Source organism: Reyranella sp. (assembly GCF_036558665.1).
In the GTDB taxonomy this organism is placed as follows: Bacteria; Pseudomonadota; Alphaproteobacteria; order Reyranellales; family Reyranellaceae; genus Reyranella.
On the sequence record NZ_DATBFE010000124.1, the window covers coordinates 55,728 to 72,270 of the forward strand.

Below are 16,543 nucleotides of genomic sequence, written 5' to 3' on the forward strand. Positions count from 1 at the left end.
GCGGCGGTGATGGACGCGACGGAACGCGGCTAACCCGCCAGCACCGGCTCGCCGACGATCTGAGTCCTGTGCATCAGCCGCCGCAGGCTTTCGTCGAACGCATCGCGGCGATGCATGACGCATCGATTGTCCCACATCACGAGGTCGCCGACGCGCCATTTCTGGTACCAGGCGAATCGCTCCTGAGTCGTGTGCGCCCAAAGCGCGTCGAGCAGCGCCTCGCTCTCCTCGACCGGCAGGCCGTGGATGTAGGCGCCGGGCCGGCGGCCGAGGAACAGCGCCTTGCGCCTGCTCAGCGGATGCAGGCGGACGAGGGGATGCACGGCGCCCGGCGTCTGGCGCACATCGAGGGTACGCTGGAAGCCCTGACGCAATTCGCCGGCGGAGTTCTTGCTGGCGTCGTGGATGCAGCTCCTGCCTTCGATTGCGCGCTTGAGATCTCCGGGCAGCGTTTCGTACGCCGTGTACATGTTGAGGAAGCCGGTGTTGCCGCCCTCCGGGGGCACCTCGAGCGCATAGAGCAGGCTCGCGCGCGGCGGCAGCGGATTGTAGGACATGTCGGTATGCCAGACGAGCTCGTAGCTGCCGAGCCCGCCGACGGCCTTGCCTTCCTTCTTGATGCTCGAAATCACATTGACCCAGGCGACGGCTTCCGGCGCCACGTCGGAGTGGGCGCTGTCGACATCGGCACTGGCGATCGGCACGCGGTCGAGTTCGCCGAAGCGGGCGCTGAACTTCATCAAGGTCGTGTCATCGATCCGCTGTCCGCCGAAGCGCAGCACGAGATGCTCGCTCCAGGCGGCCACGATCTTGTGGAAGACGGCATCGTCGACCGGCTGACAGAGATCGACTCCATGGACGTCGGCTCCCAGGGGACCGCCGGTCGGCTGGATCCACATCTCGCTCATCGAATGCTCCCTCTCACGAGAAGTAATGAGGCACGAAGCGGCTGTTGTTGTGGGTGATGGGCCGTTCGTCCTCGCGCATGCCCACACCCGACGCCTTGTCGTCGACGATCCATGAACCGACAACCGCATGGTTGCCGTCGAAGAGCGGCAACGGCCGATAGGCTTGCCAGACATAGCCTTCCGAACCGTAGCTTCCCGAAGAGGTGTCGAACAGGCCCGGTGCGGTCAAGGTAATGTTGTGGCCTTCGCGGCCGAAGATCGGTTTCTTGACGAAGGCGCTGCCGAGGTCGGGGTGCTCGCTCTCGAACGCCGGCAGAAGATTTGCATGCCCGGGAAAGCCTTCCCACAGAAGTGGCAGCAGCATCTTGTTGCTGAGAATCATCTTCCAGGCCGGCTCGATGAAGGCCGTCGTATCGGTCAGGACATGGGGGCCGAACTGCTCACGTGCCATCCACTCCCACGGATAGAGCTTGGATATTGCCTGAATCGGCGTCTCGTCCGGGCCGGTGAAGCGGCGGCCGTTCCAGCCGATCTGGGAGACGGGGAGCGGCTTGCCGGTGAGACCGGCCTGCAGCGCCGTGTCGCGAAGATATTCCGACGTCGCGAGATCCTCGGGATGGTCTTCGAAACGCGCGAAGTGAACCACGGACTGCGGGGACAGGCGTTGCGCGATGCCACGCCAAGCCTCGATGAGCTTGTCGTGGATCGAATTGAACTGGTCGGCCTCGGGCCTCACGTCCTTGAGCCAATACCACTGCACGACGGCCGCCTCGTAGAGCGCGGTCGGCGTGTCGGCGTTGTATTCGAGGAGCTTCGGCGGCGTCGCCCCGTCATAGGCGAGATCGAACCGGCCGACGAGCGCCGGGTCGGAGCGCCGCCAGACGCGCTCGATATAGTCGCCCCAGGCAGGCGGGATGCGCATGCGCTCCCAGAGCTTGTTGGCGACGACATGATCGACGGCCTTGAGGCACAGGCCATGCAGGGCTTCGGTTGCTGCCTCGAGCTCGTCGACTTCGTCCGCGGTGAAGGCGTAGCAGGCTTGCTCGGTCCAGTAGGCCTTGCCTTCCAGCATGTAATAGTCGAACCCGAGCTGGTCGAGCTTCTGTTGCCAGCCGGGACGCGGCGAAACTGCTTCGCGCCTCATATGTCAGCTTGCGCTGCTGCCATGCGCGGCGGCCGATCCACCGAAGCCGCCCCGCTGGCTGGTGGTGGCCTGGCCCGGCGCCGCCGCGCCCGGCGCAGTCGTTCGCGGCGCCGAGAATGTCGCGCCCCGATAGAACGGATTGCCCCAGAACCAGAAGCCCGGCCAGCCACCCACCGCCGTGCCGATGCCGGGCGTACACGAGTAAAGCAAGGCGGCGCCCGCCACGCCCATCAGCACGAGCTTGACCGCGCGCGAAGCGCGAGGGCCGCGGGCATCGGGATTGGACTGAGACATGAAGATCAGCTCGTGAGGCAGGCCGCATTGATGAGGCCGAAGCAGGCGGCGAACCCGCCGGCGGCGATACCGGCGGCATTGCGATCGGCTTCGACGGCCTCCTTGAGATGCGGCAGCAGCAGGCGCATGGCGACGTGCACGATCACCTGCACCGCGAGCGCCACCAGCGCCCACAGAACGAGGTCGATCAGGCTCGCCGAATGAGCGATTGTGTTGGCGAGCGGCATGCAGAAGCCCAGCAAGGCGCCGACGAGGGCGATGGCCGCGGCGGAATTGCCGCCACGGATCAGGGCGAACTCGCGCCACGGCGTGATCAGGACATAGATCCAGAGGAAGAGCGCGGCGAGAGCGAAGCTCACGATGATGTAGCGCAGGAAATTCGGGAAGACGGCGACCAGCCAGGCAAGCTCGGGCATCGCCCAAGTGTCCGTCGCTCAGCCGTGCATGGTCAAGCCGCCCGACACACTGATCGTCTGGCCGGTGATGAAGGCTGCATCATCGCTCGCCAGAAAGCACACCGCGCCCGGGATATCCTCAGGCTGGCCCACGCGCTTCATCGGGATCGCACTCACCAGCGCGGCGCGGATCTTCTGCCCGCGCTCGTCCGCGCCGGCGACAGCCGCCAATAGAGGTGTATCGGTCGGGCCTGGGCAGACCGTGTTGAGGGTGATGCCTTTGCGCGCCACTTCGCGTGCTACGGTCTTGGTAAAGGCGATGAGGCCGCCCTTGCAGGCCGAATATACCGCCTCCAGCGAGGAGCCGACGCGCCCTGCATCCGAGGCGATGTTGACGACGCGCCCGTGACCCCGAGTCACCATGCCCTTCAGCACCACATGGCTCATATTGAGTGCGCCCCTGAGGTTGATGGCGATGATCTGGTCCCAGAGGTCGGGCGTGGTGTCGACGAAATTGACGAAGCGATCCCAGCCCGCATTGTTGACGAGGATATCGGTCGGACCTACCTCGTTCTCGAACTGCATGATCGCCTTGCCGACGGCCTCGTAGTCGGTGATGTCGACGCCCGAGGCCAACCCCTTGATCTCGACCGCCACCTTTTTCGCGCCGTCGATGTTCTTGTCGAACACGCCGACGCGAGCGCCGTAGCCCGCAAAGCGCCGGCAAATGGCGCCGCCGATCGCACCGCCACCGCCGGTGACGATGACATTCTTGCCGTCCAGTCCGCGCATGATCTTCTCCTCAGAGCGGCGAGTAGGGATCGAACCTCGGTTTGCGCTTCTCCAGATGCGACGCGAGGCCTTCCTTCACCTCGGTGCCCATGAAGCCCAGCATCTCGAGCGCGGTCGAGGCATCGAACGACGGTCCCATCATGCGCAGCCAGTTGTTGAGCGCGTACTTGGTCCAGCGGATCGAGGTCTGGGCGCCCTCCGCGAGCTTGCTGGCGACCTCGAGCCCCTTGGCTTCGAGCTGGTCATCCTCGACGCAAAGCGATACGAGGCCGATGCGCTCGGCCTCCTCGCCGTCGACCGATTCGCAAAGCAGCAGATAGTACTTGGCCTTGGCCATGCCGCAAAGCAGCGGCCAGACGATCACCGCATGATCGCCGGCCGCGACGCCGAGCCGCGTGTGGCCGTCGATGATGCGCGCCTTCTTCGAGGCGATGGAGACGTCGGCCAGGATGCCCGCAACGAGGCCCGCGCCGACGGCGGGTCCGCGCATCGTGCTGACGATCGGCTTGGAACAGTTGATCACGTTGTAGACGAGATCGCGCGCCTCCTTCCACATCGCAAGCAGCGCGTTGTAGTCCTTCATGTTCTTTTCGATGATGTCGAAGTCGCCCCCGGCGGAGAAGACCTTGCCGCCAGCGCCCTGAATGATGACGCAGTTGACGGTGTCGTCGCCGTCGATGTCGCGCCAGACGTTGACCAGCTCGCGGTGCATCAGAGCGTCGGTGGCATTGTACTTCTCGGGCCGGTTCATCGTGACCCGCAGCACCTTGGGATGCGGGCGATCGAACAGAAGGCGTTGGTAGCGCTTTTGCCAGTCGGACATGCGGTCTCCTCCGTTTGCGGAGAAGCCTAACGCCTGGGCTGGCGTCCCGCTAACGCTTGTTGCCGGCGCTCCAGTTGCCACCGGAGGCGAAGCGCACGGCTTCTTCCGCGGCGCGAACGAGGGCGCGCGCCTTTTGCACGCTCTCCTGATACTCGGCCTCGAGATCGGAGTCGGCCACGACGCCGACGCCTGCCTGTACATAGAGCGTGTTGTCCTTCACCAGCCCGGTGCGCAAAAGGATGCATGTATCCATCGAACCGTTCGAAGCGAAATAGCCCGCGCAACCGGCATAGATGCCGCGGCGCACCGGCTCGACCTCGTCGATGATCTCCATGGCGCGTACCTTGGGCGCACCCGCGAGCGTGCCGGCCGGAAAGCCCGCCTTGAGGGCGTCGATCGCTTCCAGCCCCTCCTGCAGCGTGCCTTCGACGTGGCTGCTGATATGCTGGACGTGGCTGTACTTCTCGATCGTAAACTGCTCGATCACCTTCACCGAACCGATCCTGGCGACGCGGCCGACGTCATTGCGCGCCAGATCGAGCAGCATCAGGTGCTCGGCGCGTTCTTTCGGATCCGCGAGCAGTTCGTCGGCCAGGCGCTTGTCTTCCTCGGGCGTAGTCCCGCGCGGACGGGTGCCTGCGAGCGGCCGGATGGTGACGGTGTTGTCGCGCAGCCGCACCAGGATCTCGGGGCTCGAGCCCACGATCGAGAAGTCGCCGTAATCGAAGAAGATCAGGAACGGCGAGGGATTGATCCGGCGCAGCGACCGGTAGAGTGCGAGCGGCGCCAGCTTGAAGGGCAAGGAAAAGCGCTGTGACGGCACGATCTGGAAGGCATCGCCGGCGAGGACGTACTCCTTGCAGATGTCGACCATCTTCTTGAAGGCGTCCTTGGACATGTTGGCCTGCGGCTCGGGCAGGCCGTCCAATGCGTCGGCATTCTCGCGGCGATAGGGCAGGGAGCGCTCGAAGTCGGACACGGCATCGGCCAGCCGTTCCTCCGCGGCCTCGTAGGCGGCGCGGGCTCCGATGCCGGCCTGCGGCCAGACCGGTGTCACCATGATCACGTTGTCTTCCAGCCGGTCGAAGATGCAGATCAGGGTCGGGCGCACCATGATCGCGTCGGGCAAGCCGACCGGATCCGGGTTCTTGTCGGGCAGCCGTTCCATATCGCGTACCATGTCGTAGCCCAGAAAACCGAACAGGCCCGAGGCCATCGGCGGCAGCCCCGGCGGCAGTTCCATCTGGCAATCGCGAATGAGCGCGCGCAGCGTCTCCAGTGGGCGGCCCTCGAGCGGCTCGAACGCATGCGCGTCGGTGCGGGCACGGCGGTTGATTTCCGCCCTGTCGTTGCGGCAGCGCCAGATCACGTCCGGCTTGAAGCCGATGATCGAATAGCGGCCGCGGACGGTGCCGCCCTCGACCGACTCGAGAAGGAAGGAATTGGCCCTCCCGTCTGCCAGCTTGAGGTAGGCCGAAACCGGCGTCTCGAGGTCGGCCACCGCTTTGGTCCAGGCGAGCTGCGGCTTGCCCGAAGCGTAAATCCTGGCAAACGCGTCGTAGTCGGGCGCGAGGGACATGGCGTTATTGCGGCTGCTGCGACTGGAAGGCGGCCTGGAAAACCTGCTCGTTCACGGTCACGCCGTACTTCGCGCGCAGCGCCGCGAGAAGCTGAGCCACCAGATCGTTGGCGATCATGGTATCGAGCTGGCCGCCGAAGCGATCGAGTTGAGCCTTCTCCTTGACGAGATCGACGGGCTGGATCTCTTTGGTCCTTACGATGACGTTGCCGTCGCCGGTGCGCACCGCCTGCACCTTGCCGACCGCAAGCTTGAACAACGCCTGCGTCACCGGCGGGCTGAGATAGTTGCCTGTATCGGCATCGAAACGGGTGACCGCCTTGGTCGTGCGCATCTCCAGGCCGAGGTCCTTGGCCACCGCGCCGAGGTCGCTCCCTGAAGTGGCCTTTTCGACGGCCTCTTTGACTTTCTGGTTGGCAAGCTTCTTGCGTTGCTCGGCCTCCCAAGCCTCCGTCACCTTCGTTTCCACCTCGGAAAGCACAGGGGCACGGGACGGCGTGATCCGGTCGGTGTGGACGACGAAATATTCGCCCTTTCCGGTTTCGAGGAGGTCGCTGTCGCTGCCTTCGCGCGTCGAGAAGGCGGCCTTGATGAGCTCCGCGGCGCCGGCGCCGATCACGACCTGCTTGCCCGACGGGTCCTGTCCGCGCGCATCGACATTGTCCACCGAATGGACCTTGAGCCCCAGCGCCTTGGCAGCGTCGGCCATCGAACCGGCCTTGCCCATCTCGCGGTCGAAGTCGTTCACCAGCTTGATGAGCTGATCGGGCGCGAGCTGGTTCTTGAGCTCCTTTTCGAGCTTGTCCTTGACCTCGTCGAAGGGTGTGAGCTTGCCGGGCTCGATCTTGTTGATGCGCACCACATGCCAGCCGAGCGGCGATTTGATCGGCTCGGACGCGACACCCTCCGGCAGCTTGAAGATGTCGTCGGCGAGCACGCCGGCCGGCAGGTCCTTCTTCTGGATGGAGCCCAGCTTGATCACGCCATCGGTGCTGCCGGTCACCTGCTTGGTCGCGTCCTCCAGTGACTTGCCGCCCTTCACGGCGGCGATGATGGCGTTGGCCTTGTCTTCGCTGTCGGTCATGGCCTGATCGACGTCGCGCTTCTCGGGCGTGCCGAATTCGGCCGCACGGGACTCGTATTCCTGCTTCACCTGCTCGGGCGTCACCGTGACCTGGTCCATCACGTCGGCATTGGTCATCATCACGTAGGAGAAGGAGCGGTACTCGGGGATCTGGAAGCGGGCCTTGTTGGCGTCGAAGTATTTCCCGAGTTCGTCCGCCGTCGGCTTGGGGACGGCCGCGACGATCGAGTCGGGCACGTAGACGGTTTCGGCGACGCGCTTCTCGCTCTCCATCTTGAAAATGTCGTCGCGCAAGACCCTGGGAGCGAGCCCCTCGGTACGCACCGTGCCGAACAGTTCGGAGGAACCGATCTCGCGCCGCACGTCGGCGACGTACGCAGCTTCGTTGATGCGCGCCTGCTGCAGGAGATTGCGGTATTTGACCGGATCGAACTTGCCGTTGGAGCCGTGAAAACTCGGATTCTGGGCGATCGTGTCACGCACCTGGTCGTCGCCGACCACGATGCCGTAATCCTTCATGGCGGTGTCGATCACCGCCCGTTGCACGACATCCTCTAGCGCACGCACGTTGAGGCCATAGCGGGCGGCCTGCTCGGTGTCGGGCCGCTGGCCCGTCTGGCGCTGAATCTGGTCGAGCTGACGGTTGAAACGATCACGCACCTCGTCGATGGAGACCGCCGTGCCGCCCACCCAGCCGTAGACCGGAATATGGATGCCGCCGACGTGTGCGACTTCGGTGTTGCGGCCGCCCATGCGCAGCATGTCCCCGATGCCCCACAGCGCAAAGCTGACGATCAGCGTGCCGAGCAGCAGGGTCATGATGATGTAGCCGGCGTATTTTCTGAATCTGTTCACGTGACGAGCTTCGCGAGGAAAGGGCGGCCAGGGAGCCGGAATGGCGCGGCGCATGCCTACCACCCGTCTACTGGACAGGCAACCAACCGGCCTTTACCGCAAGCCTTGCGGCGGCTAGACACGCCGGCACGCAAAAAGAGGAAAATCGATGGCGCGCACGCGACGGCCACTGATCGCCGGCAACTGGAAGATGAACGGTCTGCGAGCCGACGCCATCGTCCTGGCCAGGGACATCGCCGGGGGTTTCAGGCAGGCCGGCTGGACCGACCGCGACCTGCTCGTCTGCCCGCCCGCCACGCTCGTTGTGACGGTTTCCGAGGCGGTGAGGGGAAGTGGCGTGCTGGTCGGCGGCCAGGACTGCCATGCCGAGGCAAGCGGCGCGCACACCGGCGACATCGCCGCGGAGATGCTGCGCGACGCGGGCGCGAGCTGCGTCATTGTCGGTCATTCGGAGCGCCGCACAGACCATGGCGAGACCGACGCTGTCGTGCGCGCCAAGGCACAAGCTGCATGGCGTGCAGGCCTGCTTCCCATCGTTTGCATCGGCGAGACACTGGCCGAACGCGAGTCGGGACGTACCTTTGCGGTGCTCGCCAACCAGCTCAAGGGCAGCATCCCAAACGGCGCCACGGCGGCGAATCTGGTCGTCGCCTACGAGCCGGTTTGGGCGATCGGCACCGGCAAGACGCCAACGACCGGTGAAGTGGCTGACGCCCACGCGCACATTCGGAAGGAGCTGGGCGGCGTGATGGCCGAGGCAAGCGGAGTCCGTCTTCTCTATGGCGGCTCGGTGAAGGCCAGCAATGCCAGCGACCTGTTGGCGGCCGACGACGTCGACGGTGCCTTGGTAGGCGGAGCCAGTCTCAAAGCAGATGAGTTTTTGGCTATCGCCAAGGCGGTCCAAAGGAGCTAGAAGCGCCGGCTTGACCGGGAGCCCAAACTAGAAGCTGGACGGAATGGACGCGGTACGAGGCTTTCTGCACGATTGGCGAGTGGTGCTGCTGATCATCCATGTCGGGGTGACCGCTGCGATGATCGTCGTCATCCTGCTCCAGCGCAGCGAGGGCGGCGGCCTCGGCATGGGACGTACGGACGCACTGTTCTCGGTGCGCGGCCAGGCCAACGTGTTGTCGCGCATGACGGCGATCTTCGCCGGCATCTTCTTCTTCCTGAGCCTGCTTATGGCGTGGAGTGTCGGGGGCCCGGCGCGTTCCTCGACCTCGATCATGGACAAGCTGCCGGCCGGCACGTCCGCTCCTGCCGCGCCCGCGCCCGGTGCGCCGGCCCCGGGTGCCACTCCTGGTCCGCCAGCGGCGCCCTCCGCGCCGAACCGCTAGGAACAACGACTTTGGCCGACCGTTCCCTCGTCGAAGTACACCGGGCGGGGGCGATATCCCCATGGCCGCACCCACCCAGATTTAGTAGTCTGTAGGCCCATGACGCGCTTTATCTTCATAACGGGCGGCGTGGTTTCCTCGCTTGGGAAGGGTCTATCATCGGCAGCACTGGGGGCGCTGCTGCAGGCGCGCGGCTACCGCGTGCGGCTGCGCAAGCTCGATCCCTATCTCAATGTCGATCCCGGCACCATGAGTCCCTATCAGCACGGCGAGGTGTTCGTCACCGACGACGGCGCGGAGACCGATCTCGATCTCGGGCACTACGAGCGCTTCACCGGCGTCGATGCCCGACAAAGCGACAACGTCACCACTGGCCGCATCTATTCGACAGTGATCGCCAAGGAGCGACGCGGCGAGTATCTGGGCGCCACCGTGCAGGTGATCCCGCACGTTACCGACGCCATCAAGGAATTCGTCGTCGCCGATAGCAGGGACGAGGATTTCGTCCTGGTCGAGATCGGCGGCACGGTGGGTGACATCGAAGGTCTGCCGTTTCTCGAAGCGATCCGCCAGCTCGGCAATGAACTGGGGCACGAGCGCACCATGTTCGTCCACCTGACGCTTCTGCCCTGGGTACCGACCGCCGGAGAGCTCAAGACCAAGCCGACCCAGCACTCGGTCAAGGAACTGCTGAGCGTCGGCATCCAGCCCGACTTGCTGGTTTGCCGCTCCGGCGACAAGGAAATCCCGGCCAACGAGCGGCGCAAGATCGCGCTGTTCTGCAACGTCAGGCCCGAGCGCGTGATCGAAGCCCGCGACGTCGATACCATCTACCAGGTCCCCATCGCCTATCACGATCAGGGCTTCGACCGCGAGGTCTGCCGCTATTTCGGTCTCGATGCCGACAAGGAGCCCAACCTCGATCGCTGGCGCGGCGTGGTGCGCGGCGTGCGGGAGCCGGAAGGCAAGGTGACGATCGCGGTCGTCGGCAAGTACACGGTGTTGCTCGACGCCTACAAGTCGCTCAGCGAGGCGCTGACCCACGGCGGCTTTGGCAGCAACGTCAAGGTCGGGCTGGAGTGGATGGACTCGGAGATCTTCGAGCGCGACGACGCCGTCAGTCACCTCGACAACGTGCACGGCATTCTCGTGCCCGGCGGCTTCGGCGAACGTGGCACCGAAGGCAAGATCCATGCAGTGAAGTTTGCGCGCGAACGCAAGGTTCCGTTCTTCGGCATCTGCTTCGGGATGCAGATGGCGGTGATCGAGGCCGCGCGCAACCTGCTCGGGATCGAGGATGCGTCGTCGAGCGAGTTCGGACACACCGAGCACGCGGTCGTCGGACTGATGACCGAATGGATCCGCGGCAACCAGCTCGAAAAGCGGTCCGCCAACGGCGAGCTGGGCGGCACGATGCGACTCGGTGCCTATCCGGCCCACCTGCGGCAGGGGACCAAGGTGCACGAGATCTATGGACAGGACGTGATCAGCGAACGTCATCGCCACCGCTACGAGGTCAACGTCAACTACAAGGACCGGCTGGAACAGGTCGGCTTGCGCTTCTCCGGCATGTCGCCCGATGGCATCTTGCCCGAGATCGTGGAAATCCCCGATCACCCCTGGTTCATCGGTGTCCAATACCACCCGGAGCTGAAGTCCCGGCCTTTCGCGCCGCATCCGCTGTTCACGTCCTTTGTCAGCGCGGCCAAGAACCAGAGCCGGCTGGTCTAGGCAGTCGACCGCCGGGTCGCATTTCGGTCACGTTTTCGGCTGAGGTTGGAGTGCATGACTCGCGTTTTCTTCCTCGTGGTTCTCGCTCTCGCAACGGCGGCCGGCGGCGCCCACGCGCAGTCGAACTCGCGTGACGGGAGGCCGGAACGGCGCGACCCGATCTTCCTCAGGTTCCCGGAAATGGCGCAGCGCTACTGGGTCAACACCGAGACCATGGCCGCAAGCCACAAAGCGGTCGCCATCCCGCTGCCGCGTCAGTGTGCCTTCGTCTATGCCGACTCCTATACGCGCGGCCAGATGAGCGAGCGCGAGGTCCAGGAGACCGCGGTATCGGCCTGCAATCGCAAACTCGCCGAACTCGGGCCGCTCGGCGAGAACTACACTGTCAAGTGTCAGTGCCAGGTGGTGATCAGCGACAATTCCTACCTCGTGCCGCGCGATATCATGCCGGACCAGGCGTACGGCCCGGTCTCGATCTTCTACCGCGACAACCAGGGGAGCATTGCCCGGTTGAACGGCACGGCGCGCTATGGCGCCTTGATCGGCCACGACCGGTCGGTGACGTTCACGGTCGACAATATCAAGGCCGAGCCGGTGTGCGAGGGCACCTTCACCAACGAATCGACGGGCGCCGGCCGGTTTTCGCTCTCCTGCTTCAATGGCAAGTTCGGCGGCAAAGGCAGCTACGACAGCCGGCTGGGCGCGCCGAACGACCATATCGTCGGCCGTGGCCAGACTGCCGCCGGGCAGCCGATCGTGTTGGTGATAGGCCTTCCGGCGCAACTCGCCGCCAACATGTACGGCGGCATCTGACATGACGCTCCGGATGCTGGGCACGCTGCTGTTGCTGTCGATGCCGGCCGCAGCCTTCGCCCAGAGCGCAGGCGAGGTCGAGCGCTGCTTCCACAATCCATCGGCATGCTCGTCGAGTGCGCCGGCACCGGCCGCACCTGCGCCAGCCGCCGCGCGCCCGCCACCATCCGCGCCCGACTACGCGACGGTCCTGAAGAGTCCCGAGGCGGAGCGACGCAAGCTGCAGGAGTCCTTGCACACGCTCGACAAGTACAGCGGTCCGATCGACGGCAATCTCCAGTCCGACGCCTCGGAGAAGGCGATCGCGAGCTGGCAGAAGGGGCATGGCTATGCGGCTATCGGCAAACTGACACCGAGCGAAGCAGTGGCCCTGAACAACGAAGCGGCGCGCGTACCGATCAAACGCATCAACCCCGCACCAGCTACCGCGGCTCCATCGCCAGCGCCTCCGGCTTCGTCCAATGCCGATGCCCTCAAGGCTCTGCAGGCTCGCCTTGCCGAGCGCCGCCGGGCAGCCGAACCCAAGGCACAGGCCGCTGTCCAAGCCCTGGTGCGCGACCTGACAGCCTATATCGCCGCCGATGGCAAGGGCGTCGCAGGTGAGCAGTTCGCCGCCTTCGCCAAATGGTATGCCGACAACAAGGCGGCGGGCCGGGGCTTCGGCGACGTCAAGCCCACGGTCGAGGACTACGGCGACGCCAGGTCCGGCGAAGCGACGACGGCGGAGATCACCTTCCAGACCCTGCAGGGAGACGCCACCGTTTCCCAGTGCATGATGTTCGCCTGGGTCGAGGCCACGCCGCGCAAGGACACGCAGGTATTCTCCTGCGATGATGTCGCGGGCCTCGAGAAGTGGAAGACCGACGAGTCGCTGAAGAGCGCGTGGCGCTAGCCGCTAAAGCGTGGTGACGCCGATCATCGAATCGCGGGTCACGAGCGTCGCGAGTTTCGCTTCATCGAGGGCTTCCGTGCCGGCAGGCCGCATCGGCAGCACCAGATAACGCATGTCGGCCGTCGAATCGTGGACGCGCACGGTCACATCGTCGGCGAGATGCGTGCCGAATTCCGCGAGCACGGCGCGGGGTTCATGGACGGCGCGGCTGCGATAGGCACGGCTCTTGTACCAGTCGGGCGGAATGCCCAGCACCATGCGCGGGTAGCAGGAGCAGAGTGTGCAGACTACGAGATTGTGCACCCGGGGCGTATTTTCGACCACGATAAGCCGCGTCGGCTGATCCATCTGCACGCCGGCTTGCTCGGCCGCGGCGCTGCCGTTCTCGAGCAGCCGCGCCTTGAAGGCGGCATCGACCCAGGCGCGCGCCACGAGCCTGGCGCCGAGATGAGGCCCCCGCGCATCCATTCGCTCGACCGCCTCGCGAATCTCGTCCGCGGTGAGAATGCCCTTCTCGATCAGGAGCTCGCGGACCGCGATCTCCAGCATCTTGTGATGGGTGAGCGTGTCGTCGTGGTCGGGCCGCGGCGCATGCGGAACGGGCCCTCCGTGCGTATGGGTGATGTCGTCCATCATGACTGCGTCCTCACTGCGGGCTCGAGCCAGTGCTCGTAGAGTTCGACGTCGATCGTGTCCTTCGCCGGCCCCCGGTAGTCGGGCCAGATGTCCTTCTGGACGAAACGCACGCGGTAGAGGACCTGCTTGGGCTCGCCGCTGCGCCCGTAGGCCAGTTCCTCGGGGTTCCGGAACTCGCCGCAGATACGCTCGACCGTCCCCGACTTGCCGCGAATGTAGTAGGGCGTGCGAATATGGCCCGGCGGATTGCCGCGCCGTACATTGACCGGGGCGCCGACGGCAAAACGCGGCCTCATGGCTTGTCGATCCTCGGCCCGTCCGGCCGCCGTTCGATGTCGGCGAGCTTGCCGCGCAGCTCCTCGATGCTGATGGTGCCGCGGTGGATCAGCGCCGACGTGATCGAGCTGATCCAGCGCTCGTAGTAGCTCAGCCGATCGTAGGCGTCCCCGGGCAGGGATTCGATGCCCTTGCGCAGTTCGTCAACGGTGAAACGGCGCTTGCGCGAGAGCAGTACCATCAACGCGTCGACGCGTTTTTCCCAGAGCTGGTAGTCGTGTTCCACCCGCTCGACTGGCCCCGCCTGGAGGCCGCCCATGTCATGAATGCCACGCATGAACCGACTATAGGAAAACTGCGCCGCGCCGTCACTTGCCGCAGAGAAGACGCGCGGCTAGACAGGCCGCGCCCAAACCGGAGAAATGTCCCATGAGCGCCATCGTCGATATCCGCGCACGAGAAATCCTCGACAGCCGGGGCAATCCCACCGTCGAGGTCGAGGTCGAGCTGGAAACCGGCGCGATGGGTCGGGCGGCGGTGCCGTCGGGCGCATCGACCGGCGCGCACGAGGCCGTCGAGCTGCGCGATGGCGACAAGAAGCGCTACGGTGGCAAAGGCGTCCTAAAGGCAATCGGCGCTGTCAATGGCGAGATCATGGATCTCCTGTCCGGCCTCGATGCGGTCGATCAGATCAAGATCGACCGCGCCCTGATCGATCTCGATGGCACGCCCAACAAGGGGCGGCTCGGCGCCAATGCGATCCTGGGAGTCTCGCTTGCCGTCGCCAAGGCGGCCGCCATGGATAGCGGCCTGCCGCTGTTTCGCTATGTCGGCGGCAGCCAGGCATCGCTCCTGCCGGTACCGATGATGAACATCATCAATGGCGGCGCACACGCCGACAATCCGATCGACATCCAGGAATTCATGATCATGCCCGTGAAGGCCGACCGTTTCGCCGATGCGCTGCGCATGGGCTCGGAAGTCTTCCACGCGCTGCGCAGCCAGCTCAAGGACGCCGGCCACAACACCAATGTCGGCGACGAAGGCGGCTTCGCTCCCAATCTTGCCACCGCCGACGAGGCGCTTGCCTTCATCATGAAGGCGATCGAGAAGGCAGGTTACAAGCCCGGCGAGGACGTAGTGCTGGCGCTGGATCCGGCGTCGACCGAGTTCTTCAAGAGGAGCAGGTACGAGCTCGAAGGCGAGGGGAAGTCGCTCGATGCGGGCGGCATGGTCGAATACTACGCCGGCCTCGTCAGCCGCTATCCGATCGTCTCGATCGAGGACGGCATGGCCGAGGACGACATGAAGGGCTGGAAAGCGATCACCGACAAGCTCGGCAGGAAGATCCAGCTCGTGGGCGACGACCTGTTCGTCACCAATCCCAAGCGCCTGGCCGACGGCATCAGGAACGGTCTCGCCAATGCCATCCTTGTGAAGGTGAATCAGATCGGCACGCTCACCGAGACCATGGACGCCGTGTCGATGGCCCGCAACGCAAGCTACGGCGCCGTGATGTCCCACCGCTCGGGCGAGACCGAGGATTCAACCATTGCCGACCTCGCGGTGGCGACGAACTGCGGCCAGATCAAAACCGGGTCGCTGTCACGCTCGGACCGGCTCGCCAAGTACAACCAGCTTCTGCGCATCGAGGAGCAGCTCGGCACGCAGGCCCGCTATGCCGGCAGATCGATCCTGCGCGGGGCCTAGGACGTCCTGAACGCGACCTCGTAGTGGGTCGCGAACTCGTCGAAAGTGGAAAGCGCAGCGCGGCCTTCCGGTTCGACGATCGCGGTGGTGACATGGTCGCCGGCGAAGGCTTCGATCGAGTCGAGCGAATCCCAGAGCGTCAGGACGACGAACTCGGTTTCGCCCTCGCCCTCGATCCCTCGCCGCAGGAGCCAAGCGCCGCGATGGCCGGCCAACCGGCCGAGCGACGGGAAGACCGTCTCCGTCGCATGCTTCTCATAGGCGCTGGCGGTCGCGGCCGGCGCCCGGCCGCGCCAAAAGCGAACGATCATGTGAGTAGACTCCCGAGATTTCACCCTTTCTGGCGAAAGCGCTGTCGCCAGTATTGGCCGAAATTGCCGCGGGGGCGCGAACGTTGACAGTCTTCGCCGCGCGGATTTGAGTCGGCACATGGCGCGTCGCGATTGCCGCAACTCGACACGGTACTGGTGGGACCGCCATCTCCCGGGACTGAGCCTGCTCTGCGCCGACTTCACAACCCACGAATATCCGCCTCACACCCATGACGCGCTGGTCGTGGCGGTAACGGAGCAGGGCGGGTCCGTGATCCGCAGCCGCGGCCAGGTCGAGGACGCACATCCCTCGACGCTGTTCGTCTTCAATCCGGCTGAGCCGCATGCCGGCTGGATGGGTTGGAGCAAACGATGGCAGTACCGCTCGATGTACCTGACCCACGCCGCGCTCGATCAGGTGGCGAAGGACCTTGGGATCGAGTCGGTACCGTATTTCACGCGTAACCTGTTCGGCGATCCCGACCTGATCGAGGGGTTCCTCGCGATGCATCGCGCCATCGAGCAAGGGCGCGACGTTTTTTACGAACGCGAACTCCTGATCGGATCGTTCGGCAAGCTCTTCCGACGGCATGGCAGCGGTCGCGATCGCATCAAAGCCGCTCCTCGCGATCGCGTATTGTTCGACCGTGCCGCCGAGCGCATGCGGGCCGAATACGGCACGGAACTTCGGCTGGAGGATCTCGCCCAGCAAATCGGCCTCACGACCTTCCAGCTCATCGGACTTTTCAAGCGGACGGTCGGGCTGACGCCGCATGCCTACCTGACCCAGATCCGCCTCGGCATGGCCTGCCGTCACCTGCGCCGCTCGTCGGCTTTGGCCGAAGTCGCGACGGCCGTCGGCTTCTACGATCAAAGCGCCCTCAACAAGCACTTCAAGCGTTGCTATGGCATCACGCCGCTCCAGTTCGCGCGTGCGGCGATGGCGTAGGCAATTTTCGCCAA

At 65.0% G+C, this 16,543-nt stretch carries 19 protein-coding genes; 7 read left to right on the forward strand and 12 right to left on the reverse strand.

Annotation, left to right across the window (positions count from 1 at the left end; all coding sequences use genetic code 11):
• Positions 1-29 precede the first annotated feature (29 nt).
• From VH499_RS18215 to VH499_RS18250, 8 genes are read right to left on the reverse strand one after another with little or no spacing between them, the layout of a single operon-like run.
• Entirely contained in the window at positions 30-908 is an 879-nt protein-coding gene (locus VH499_RS18215; RefSeq protein WP_332054166.1) for a TauD/TfdA family dioxygenase, read from the reverse strand.
• Between the two features lie 13 nt (positions 909-921).
• Positions 922-2,052, reverse strand: a complete 1,131-nt coding sequence (locus VH499_RS18220; RefSeq protein WP_332054167.1) for a glutathionylspermidine synthase family protein — start codon at positions 2,050-2,052, stop codon at positions 922-924.
• Positions 2,053-2,055: 3 nt separating this feature from the next.
• Positions 2,056-2,346, reverse strand: coding sequence for a hypothetical protein (locus VH499_RS18225; RefSeq protein ID WP_332054168.1), 291 nt, complete (start codon positions 2,344-2,346; stop codon positions 2,056-2,058).
• A gap of 5 nt (positions 2,347-2,351) precedes the next feature.
• Positions 2,352-2,762 (reverse strand): DUF350 domain-containing protein, encoded by a 411-nt coding sequence (locus VH499_RS18230; RefSeq protein WP_332054169.1) that lies wholly within the window; start codon positions 2,760-2,762, stop codon positions 2,352-2,354.
• A gap of 18 nt (positions 2,763-2,780) precedes the next feature.
• Positions 2,781-3,533 carry an SDR family oxidoreductase gene (locus tag VH499_RS18235; protein WP_332054170.1) on the reverse strand — a complete coding sequence of 251 codons (753 nt, stop codon included), beginning with the start codon at positions 3,531-3,533 and terminating at the stop codon, positions 2,781-2,783.
• A 10-nt stretch (positions 3,534-3,543) separates the two neighbouring features.
• Positions 3,544-4,356 (reverse strand): enoyl-CoA hydratase/isomerase family protein, encoded by an 813-nt coding sequence (locus VH499_RS18240; protein ID WP_332054171.1) that lies wholly within the window; start codon positions 4,354-4,356, stop codon positions 3,544-3,546.
• A 49-nt stretch (positions 4,357-4,405) separates the two neighbouring features.
• Positions 4,406-5,935, reverse strand: a complete 1,530-nt coding sequence (trpE, locus tag VH499_RS18245) for an anthranilate synthase component I (protein WP_332054172.1) — start codon at positions 5,933-5,935, stop codon at positions 4,406-4,408.
• A 4-nt stretch (positions 5,936-5,939) separates the two neighbouring features.
• Positions 5,940-7,874 (reverse strand): peptidyl-prolyl cis-trans isomerase, encoded by a 1,935-nt coding sequence (locus VH499_RS18250; RefSeq protein ID WP_332054173.1) that lies wholly within the window; start codon positions 7,872-7,874, stop codon positions 5,940-5,942.
• A 148-nt stretch (positions 7,875-8,022) separates the two neighbouring features.
• Between VH499_RS18250 and tpiA the strand changes: the two genes are divergently transcribed.
• The 5 genes from tpiA (at position 8,023) to VH499_RS18275 (ending at position 12,647) form a co-directional block, all read left to right on the forward strand.
• Positions 8,023-8,787, forward strand: coding sequence for a triose-phosphate isomerase (gene tpiA, locus VH499_RS18255; RefSeq protein WP_332054174.1), 765 nt, complete (start codon positions 8,023-8,025; stop codon positions 8,785-8,787).
• Between the two features lie 43 nt (positions 8,788-8,830).
• Positions 8,831-9,211 (forward strand): preprotein translocase subunit SecG, encoded by a 381-nt coding sequence (secG, locus tag VH499_RS18260; RefSeq protein WP_332054175.1) that lies wholly within the window; start codon positions 8,831-8,833, stop codon positions 9,209-9,211.
• Between the two features lie 99 nt (positions 9,212-9,310).
• A complete protein-coding gene (locus VH499_RS18265; RefSeq protein WP_332054176.1) occupies positions 9,311-10,942 on the forward strand; it encodes a CTP synthase in 1,632 nt (543 codons plus the stop codon).
• Positions 10,943-10,996: 54 nt separating this feature from the next.
• Positions 10,997-11,755, forward strand: coding sequence for a hypothetical protein (locus VH499_RS18270; RefSeq protein WP_332054177.1), 759 nt, complete (start codon positions 10,997-10,999; stop codon positions 11,753-11,755).
• Position 11,756: 1 nt separating this feature from the next.
• Complete coding sequence (locus VH499_RS18275) at positions 11,757-12,647, forward strand: hypothetical protein (protein WP_332054178.1); 891 nt, start codon at positions 11,757-11,759, stop codon at positions 12,645-12,647.
• 3 nt (positions 12,648-12,650) lie between these two features.
• On the opposite strand, the gene nthA is transcribed toward VH499_RS18275, so the two are convergent.
• Genes nthA through VH499_RS18290 form a run of 3 tightly spaced genes read right to left on the reverse strand, consistent with a single transcriptional unit; the run spans position 12,651 to position 13,896 of the window.
• The gene (gene nthA / locus VH499_RS18280; RefSeq protein ID WP_414709811.1) at positions 12,651-13,280 is read right to left on the reverse strand and encodes a nitrile hydratase subunit alpha; all 630 of its coding nucleotides are present in this window, start codon (positions 13,278-13,280) and stop codon (positions 12,651-12,653) included.
• The gene (locus tag VH499_RS18285) at positions 13,280-13,579 is read right to left on the reverse strand and encodes an SH3-like domain-containing protein (RefSeq protein ID WP_332054179.1); all 300 of its coding nucleotides are present in this window, start codon (positions 13,577-13,579) and stop codon (positions 13,280-13,282) included. The genes nthA and VH499_RS18285 overlap by 1 nt, the downstream gene beginning before the upstream one ends.
• Entirely contained in the window at positions 13,576-13,896 is a 321-nt protein-coding gene (locus VH499_RS18290) for a nitrile hydratase (RefSeq protein ID WP_332054180.1), read from the reverse strand. The genes VH499_RS18285 and VH499_RS18290 overlap by 4 nt, the downstream gene beginning before the upstream one ends.
• A 92-nt stretch (positions 13,897-13,988) precedes the next feature.
• Between VH499_RS18290 and eno the strand changes: the two genes are divergently transcribed.
• Complete coding sequence (eno, locus tag VH499_RS18295; RefSeq protein WP_332054181.1) at positions 13,989-15,269, forward strand: phosphopyruvate hydratase; 1,281 nt, start codon at positions 13,989-13,991, stop codon at positions 15,267-15,269.
• Here the strand turns inward: eno and VH499_RS18300 are convergent.
• Positions 15,266-15,580, reverse strand: a complete 315-nt coding sequence (locus VH499_RS18300; protein WP_332054182.1) for an antibiotic biosynthesis monooxygenase — start codon at positions 15,578-15,580, stop codon at positions 15,266-15,268. The genes eno and VH499_RS18300 overlap by 4 nt on opposite strands.
• Positions 15,581-15,698: 118 nt before the next feature.
• Between VH499_RS18300 and VH499_RS18305 the strand changes: the two genes are divergently transcribed.
• Positions 15,699-16,529 (forward strand): AraC family transcriptional regulator, encoded by an 831-nt coding sequence (locus tag VH499_RS18305; RefSeq protein ID WP_332054183.1) that lies wholly within the window; start codon positions 15,699-15,701, stop codon positions 16,527-16,529.
• Positions 16,530-16,543 lie beyond the last annotated feature (14 nt).

What these genes read in the sequence shown, in the direction of transcription:
- nthA (WP_414709811.1), bottom strand. Translation starts at nt 13,280, where the DNA reads ATGGACGACATCACCCATACGCACGGAGGGCCCGTTCCGCATGCGCCG.
- VH499_RS18285 (WP_332054179.1), bottom strand. Translation starts at nt 13,579, where the DNA reads ATGAGGCCGCGTTTTGCCGTCGGCGCCCCGGTCAATGTACGGCGCGGC.
- VH499_RS18225 (WP_332054168.1), bottom strand. Translation starts at nt 2,346, where the DNA reads ATGTCTCAGTCCAATCCCGATGCCCGCGGCCCTCGCGCTTCGCGCGCG.
- VH499_RS18290 (WP_332054180.1), bottom strand. Translation starts at nt 13,896, where the DNA reads ATGCGTGGCATTCATGACATGGGCGGCCTCCAGGCGGGGCCAGTCGAG.
- VH499_RS18275 (WP_332054178.1), top strand. Translation starts at nt 11,757, where the DNA reads ATGACGCTCCGGATGCTGGGCACGCTGCTGTTGCTGTCGATGCCGGCC.
- VH499_RS18265 (WP_332054176.1), top strand. Translation starts at nt 9,311, where the DNA reads ATGACGCGCTTTATCTTCATAACGGGCGGCGTGGTTTCCTCGCTTGGG.
- VH499_RS18235 (WP_332054170.1), bottom strand. Translation starts at nt 3,533, where the DNA reads ATGCGCGGACTGGACGGCAAGAATGTCATCGTCACCGGCGGTGGCGGT.
- VH499_RS18220 (WP_332054167.1), bottom strand. Translation starts at nt 2,052, where the DNA reads ATGAGGCGCGAAGCAGTTTCGCCGCGTCCCGGCTGGCAACAGAAGCTC.
- trpE (WP_332054172.1), bottom strand. Translation starts at nt 5,935, where the DNA reads ATGTCCCTCGCGCCCGACTACGACGCGTTTGCCAGGATTTACGCTTCG.
- VH499_RS18300 (WP_332054182.1), bottom strand. Translation starts at nt 15,580, where the DNA reads ATGATCGTTCGCTTTTGGCGCGGCCGGGCGCCGGCCGCGACCGCCAGC.
- VH499_RS18305 (WP_332054183.1), top strand. Translation starts at nt 15,699, where the DNA reads ATGGCGCGTCGCGATTGCCGCAACTCGACACGGTACTGGTGGGACCGC.
- VH499_RS18230 (WP_332054169.1), bottom strand. Translation starts at nt 2,762, where the DNA reads ATGCCCGAGCTTGCCTGGCTGGTCGCCGTCTTCCCGAATTTCCTGCGC.
- VH499_RS18215 (WP_332054166.1), bottom strand. Translation starts at nt 908, where the DNA reads ATGAGCGAGATGTGGATCCAGCCGACCGGCGGTCCCCTGGGAGCCGAC.
- eno (WP_332054181.1), top strand. Translation starts at nt 13,989, where the DNA reads ATGAGCGCCATCGTCGATATCCGCGCACGAGAAATCCTCGACAGCCGG.
- VH499_RS18240 (WP_332054171.1), bottom strand. Translation starts at nt 4,356, where the DNA reads ATGTCCGACTGGCAAAAGCGCTACCAACGCCTTCTGTTCGATCGCCCG.
- secG (WP_332054175.1), top strand. Translation starts at nt 8,831, where the DNA reads ATGGACGCGGTACGAGGCTTTCTGCACGATTGGCGAGTGGTGCTGCTG.
- VH499_RS18270 (WP_332054177.1), top strand. Translation starts at nt 10,997, where the DNA reads ATGACTCGCGTTTTCTTCCTCGTGGTTCTCGCTCTCGCAACGGCGGCC.
- tpiA (WP_332054174.1), top strand. Translation starts at nt 8,023, where the DNA reads ATGGCGCGCACGCGACGGCCACTGATCGCCGGCAACTGGAAGATGAAC.